The sequence below is a fragment of the Okeania sp. genome (genome assembly GCF_983059655.1).
This window is the reverse complement of record NZ_CEZPJD010000244.1, coordinates 1-6,234: the sequence shown is the minus strand read 5'-3', so window position 1 is coordinate 6,234 and position 6,234 is coordinate 1. Positions and strand designations below refer to the sequence as shown.

General features: G+C 38.2%; 4 protein-coding genes and 1 pseudogene. 4 read left to right on the top strand and 1 reads right to left on the bottom strand.

Annotated features, from left to right (window positions below):
• Positions 1-768, top strand: a pseudogene (locus AC3DU7_RS15195) (hypothetical protein); the annotation flags it as partial.
• 699 nt (positions 769-1,467) lie between these two features.
• Here the strand turns inward: AC3DU7_RS15195 and AC3DU7_RS15190 are convergent.
• Entirely contained in the window at positions 1,468-1,857 is a 390-nt protein-coding gene (locus AC3DU7_RS15190; RefSeq protein WP_488040170.1) for a nuclear transport factor 2 family protein, read from the bottom strand.
• A gap of 89 nt (positions 1,858-1,946) precedes the next feature.
• Here AC3DU7_RS15190 and AC3DU7_RS15185 point away from each other — a divergent pair, with 89 nt between their 5' ends.
• The 3 genes from AC3DU7_RS15185 to AC3DU7_RS15175 form a co-directional block, all read left to right on the top strand.
• Positions 1,947-2,468 carry a DUF1499 domain-containing protein gene (locus AC3DU7_RS15185; protein ID WP_488040169.1) on the top strand — a complete coding sequence of 174 codons (522 nt, stop codon included), beginning with the start codon at positions 1,947-1,949 and terminating at the stop codon, positions 2,466-2,468.
• Positions 2,469-2,758: 290 nt separating this feature from the next.
• On the top strand, positions 2,759-3,367 hold the full coding sequence (locus AC3DU7_RS15180; protein ID WP_488040168.1) for a metal ABC transporter ATPase: 609 nt from the start codon (positions 2,759-2,761) through the stop codon (positions 3,365-3,367).
• Between the two features lie 629 nt (positions 3,368-3,996).
• Positions 3,997-6,234: heavy metal translocating P-type ATPase (locus AC3DU7_RS15175; RefSeq protein WP_488040167.1), on the top strand; the 2,238-nt coding region annotated here is incomplete at its 3' end.

The window sequence follows — 6,234 nt, the reverse complement described above, 5'->3', positions numbered from 1 at the left end:
TCTCAACTCCCCGATTATGAGTTAGCAGCATATTTTTATCAAATTAGTAATGGAAAAGTACCAAAATCAATATTTACATCAGCATTTCCGAAGTCAAAGTCAATTGATGAAATTATAATTTTTGGGTTAAATGTTCGGCAAGAATTAACTGTTTCCGACCGAATAACTATATCTATAAAAAAGTATAGTGTACCAATAGCAGTAACATTTTTCTTACTGCTTTCTCATAGTCTATCTTTTGTTTTAGGATATCAGGTAAGTAAGTTTAATAATGACAGTAATTCTGAGCGAAAAAGAAATGAAACTTCCCTTTCTTCCGAAGATATATTAACCGAAAAAGCAACAAATACTGTCAGTCTAATTTCCTCAGTCAAAATGGAAAAAGCACTAGACAATTTTTCCACTACTAGCAGTGTAATTCGAGAAATAGTCCAGGAACTAGAGATAGAAATATTATCTCAAAATTCAACTGTAATTACAGCAGAAGACGCACGGTTAAAAATTATTCAAGCAATTAAGCAAATTCTAGAAAATGATATAGAACTTCAGTATGCTGGGGCTATAGAAGATGAGCTTTTGGCAGAACCAGAGAAATATTTAGAAGCACAAAAACAATGGATAGAAGCAATTTATTCTTATCAGCAAAAGTTTTTTAGTAGTGGTTTTGGCTATATAGAATCAGATAAACAAACAGCAGGTAGATTAAAGTGTAATGTAGCTGATTTATTGGATATTCAATTACAACAAAGACCTCGATATTGTGAGTGAGGAGTAAGTAGCCAGGAGGCACGAAAGGAAGAGAATTTGGAAAGACTAAAGATGAAACACTCCTTATACCAAATCCGGTTTAGTAAGGAGATATTCAAAAAAATCAAAATCTTTGTCTGATAAGGATTTGAATATTTAGGTAACTACCCTATAATAACCGGATTTTGTATTAGAGGTTGTTTGAGAAGTACCATTTGCTACATATAAGCCCCCTAAATCCCCCAATTTTGGGGAACTTTTAGAAGCACATTGACTCTTGTTCCCCCCAAAGAAAGTTGGGAGGCTAGGGGTGCAAAATTCAGTATCAAAAAACTTTTCAGATATCCTCATTATGCGTAAGTCCTAATTTTATGAAATTGATATTAAATAGAGGCAATACTTGCTCTTGAAAAATTATAGCAGTAGAAACAGAAAGCTCAGACAAATCAAAAGTTTCAAACTAATACCAAATTCAAAAAAGGCAGTTACATCTTAATTTGTCATTTATTCCTAAAAGAAAAAAATATAAATTCCATAAATTATAAAATTTTCACCTTTTTTCCTCTTTTTTATGATTTTTTTCTTTCCCTGTTCCCTGTTCCCTATGTAGTCACTGTAGCAATATGAAATTGGTATAATAAAGTGCCAGATTTTTCCTTCTTCCTTCTTCCTTCTTTCTTCCCTTCAACACTTTTGACTTTTCACTTCCGCATAATGGCCCTAGCTCATCAATGGACTACCATGATGATGAATCAAATACCAATTTCCACCCATCCGCTCAAAAATATTCGTTGCTATACACTGAGCTTTACTTCTCCTACCTCCAATCACTTGCATCAAATTTTCGACCAAAACAACATAACCAATATCCCTATTAATTTCTGTTGTCACAATATCAAGATCGATTTCAATATAATTAGTATTTTTAAATATTAAATCCCAGGAATTCCGAATATTTTCAAAACCACGAATAGCATCACGACCTGGATGAATACAAACCGTATCGATACCCTTGGACAAAAGAGAACTGATAGTTTCGATGTCCCGTTTTTCAAAAGCTCGATAAAAGGCTTGATTTGCTGTTAATATTGCTTGCTTTTCGTCAGTCATAGAATTTTTGGTTTGGATATAGGATAATTATTATTATCTAACGATAGAATCATATTAGCCAGTTCAATCAAATTATTCTCCGATAGACTATGGAAACAACAGAAAAAAAATCATCTAATATATTTTTGAAAATGTTATACATTACCTTCTTTTTGTTAGTAACAGTTGCTATTGTTGTCGGAGTTAATGCCACCTCTGACAAACTAAATTTATTTGCTGGCACCAGACCCGATAATTTAGGCGTATATTCTGGACGACTAGCACCTTGTCCTAATAGTCCAAACTGTGTCAGTAGTTACAGTCAAGATGCAGAACATGGTATACCTTCTCTAAGCTATAACTCTAATAATCCAGAAACAGCGATCGCTAACCTCAAAGAAATAATTGTATCTATGTCTAGGACAAATATTGTTAAGGAGGATAAAAATTACTTGTATGCTGAGTTTACAAGTAAGATAATGGGATTTGTAGATGATGTAGAATTTTATGTAGATGAAGAAGCTAATGCTATTCAAGTACGTTCAGCTTCTCGTCTAGGAGAATCAGATTTAGGTGTTAACCGCGAAAGAGTCGAAACTATTCGGACAAAATGGAACGAACTAAGGAAGTAGGGGAGTAGGGGAGTAGGGGAGTAGGGGAGTAGGGGAGTAGGGGAGTAGGGGAGTATTTTTCTACCTGCTTGGTGCGCGTTCCCTCTCTTGATCGGCATTCCCTTCTACGCCCCCTAAATCCCCCAAACTTGGGGGACTTTTAGAGTTTTATTCCCCCCAAAATTGGCTTGCTCGGGGGGCAAAATCATACCCAGAATCAGCAACGCATCAAACTTTGTACCTTATCGACTCGAAAACTGCTGTAATATATTCACCTTTTATAATGGTCCCTCATCAAAGAAATATAAACCATGGCAACAACCTCAAACTATACAAACACCATCAACCAAACTGAAACAACTGTCCCCCAGTTAGGTGCATTTTTACAAGCACATAATGAAATTGAATACATTCTACCTCCTTTAGTAGGAATCATGATTACCAATAGATTTCAACTACGAGGTGCTACTGCACTTATAGTCAACCTTACAGTTGCAGGTTTTGTACGCCAAATAATTGAACAAATCAAAGCACAAACAGAAACCATACCTGTAATTGATACTGAGCAAACAACTATTTCTCAACCAGTGACAACCGTTGCTAGTGATGACTCACCAACATACACAATAGTGCATTCAGTACCCGGTCGCATCCGACTGCGAATACCAAAAGTAGCATCTGACCCAAATTATGTCAGACGTTTAGAACAACTTTTAACAGCAGACTTCCATGTATTAGGAGTGCGGATAAATACAGCAGCAGCTTCCGTCGCCATCCAGTATCAAGCTGATGGAATGTCAGACTGGGAACTGGGAATGAGACTAATGAATATTATTCAAGAAGCTGATACCGATGAACAGGAAATACCACAACCAGAAGCAAATTCAGAGTCCCCAGAAACACCAGAAGAAACTGATTAAGTACATTTAAGGTTTTGGAAAAAGACAGTTTGACACTGACTTCCAACTTCGACCTGGATGTCATCATCTCTCTAATTTCCCAGTAGGTTAAATCTTTAAAATCATAGGTTTATACTTAGCGGTACTTTGATATTTTTTACAATAAAAATGCCTTCAAAGCTATATTGATAAAATGTAAAATCTAGACTATATAAGGGTTTTATGCTGTTATTAACATACTTTTTGCCAAAGTATCGTTAGCTGGAACAACTATTATAGCAGTCGAAGCAAAGGGTGCAAACATATCAAAAGCTTAAAACAAAGACAACGCCAGATTTTTCCAACTTAAGTTTTTCCTTCTTCCTTCTTCCTTCAGCTATACCAATAATATTACCGAATAATTAATAATTAAATAATTCTGGTAAAAATCCTCCCCTTTTAAGGGGAAAAGCGGTCGTTTGCGGAGCAGTCCGTTAGGATGGGATGGCGAGATTTCCTCCCCATATCCAATCGACCAAGAGAAAAGAAAATATTCCTTATATTCAATTCCGTAGCGGTTTTAACCAGAGGTAATTATCAATTATCCATTATTAATTATCAATTAATGAAGCCACATTCTCACCCGGAACCAAGAAAAATCAACTAAAACCATGAAAACTATCAAATCACAACAATCAGGGTCAACATCAACAGTAACAGTCAAAACTCCCACAATATCATTAGTTCATGGCATTCCTGGAAGAGTCAGACTTCGCGTCATGCACTTGAGTCTAGACAAAAACTATACTGACAATGTACAAACATTATTAGAATCAGATATCCACGTCAAACAAACTCGCATTAACCAAGCAGCAAGTTCGATCGCCATTAATTATCAAACCAAAGGCAAATCAGAAACAGAAATACTAGACCATCTTATATCTCTAATAGAAAACGTCGATCGCTCTACCGTAACAGTTGTCAAAAAAAAAGTTAACTCCCAAACTCCACCAGAAACAGAAGACGAAAATGAAGGAGAATGGTCAAGTTTAGTAATACCAAGTTTAGCAACCCTCTTAGCATTCCTCAGCGGACCATTAAAATTACCAATTTCCCCACAATTGAGCTTTAGCGCCTTGGCCATTGCAGCATTCCCTGTTGTCAAACGAGCTTTCCAGAGCTTATTAATCGAACATTGCCTGAATATAGACTGTCTCGACTTCCTCTCTCTAACCCTCGGTGCCATCCAAGGCAAAGTATTAACCCCCGCATTAGTATTAACTCTCCACGAACTGGGAGATGTGATACGCGAACAAACAGCCAGATCCACCGAAAATCAAACTTCAGACCTGTTAGACACCATCGGACGTTTTGCCTGGGTAGAAAGAGATGGAGAAAAACAACAAATACCAAGCGATCAAGTCAAACGAGGCGATACAGTCATAGTTTACCCTGGAGAACAAATACCAGTAGATGGCGAAGTACTGCAAGGTGAAGCAGTCATTGACCAACAACAACTCACCGGGGAGTCAATGCCAGTAGTAGGAAAATCAGGTACATTAGTCTATGCTTCGACTTTAGTACGTTCCGGTCAAATTTATATTCGAGCAGAAAGAGTAGGCAAACAAACTCGCGCTGCTGCTAGTATCGAACTATTACAAAAAGCTCCAGTGCATGACACTAGAATGGCAAACTATGCCTCTCAAATGGCAGACAAATTAATTTTGCCATCCTTGATATTAGCTGGCATTGTCTTAGCCACAACTCGCGACCCCAGTAGAGCTGCATCTATTCTTACCCTGGACTTTGTCACAGGAATTCGGGTATCAGTTCCCACAGCATTTTTGGGAGCACTAAACCATACTACCAGACACGGTATTTTGGTTAGGAGTGGTCGTACTCTGGAAATGTTAGCCGAAATTGATACTATCGTTTTTGACAAAACTGGTACTTTGACTCAAGGTAATATTGCTGTGGTGGGAGTAGAAACAGTATCAGGGAGAATGAGTGCCACAGAAGTTTTGGCTCTAGCGGCTTCTGCGGAACAACGTATTACTCATCCAGTGGCAGAGGCGATCGTTCGTTACGCTCAGGAACAAGGTGTGAATATTTATCCACGGGGTGAGTGGGAGTATAAAGTAGGATTGGGTATTCAGGTAGATATTAATGGTCAGGATGTTTTGGTCGGTAGTGCTAAGTTTTTGACTCAAGCAGGAGTAGATTTGGACTGCTTCTATGAAAATCATCCTTGTTTTCAGGAAAGTTGTGCCCATACCGACCAAGAATGCCCAGTTTCTGAGTGGTTATCTTTGATTTATGTGGCCTGCAATGGCGAGTTTCAGGGGGCAATTCAATATAAAGACCCAGTGCGTCCAGAAAGTATGCCTCTGATTATGAGATTGCAACAAGAGTACGGTATGGAAGTACATTTATTGACTGGGGATAACGAGGTTAGGGCGAAGATGGTGGCCACAGAGTTGAAAATTCCAGAGTCTCAAGTCCATGCTGAGGCTTTTCCTGACCAAAAAGCTGCTATTGTTCGAGATTTACGTCGCACCGGAAAAACAGTGGCTTTTGTGGGAGATGGATTAAATGATTCTGTGGCTTTAGCTTATGCAGATGTGTCCGTTTCTTTTGAAAATGGTTCGGATGTAGCGAGGGAAACAGCAGATGTGGTGTTGATGAATAACAATTTATCTAGTTTGTTGGAGGCGATCGCTATTGCCAAGCAGACTAAGCATCTCATCGAACAAAATACTGTTATGGTAGTAGGGCCAAATTTGGTAGCTTTAGGGTTGGCCTCGACAGTGGGACTACATCCTCTCATTGCTACGGTGGTCCACAATGGCAGTGCGATCGCTGCTGGTTTAAATAGTTTGCGTCCCCTAGTGCAGCATCAGTTGGAAAGT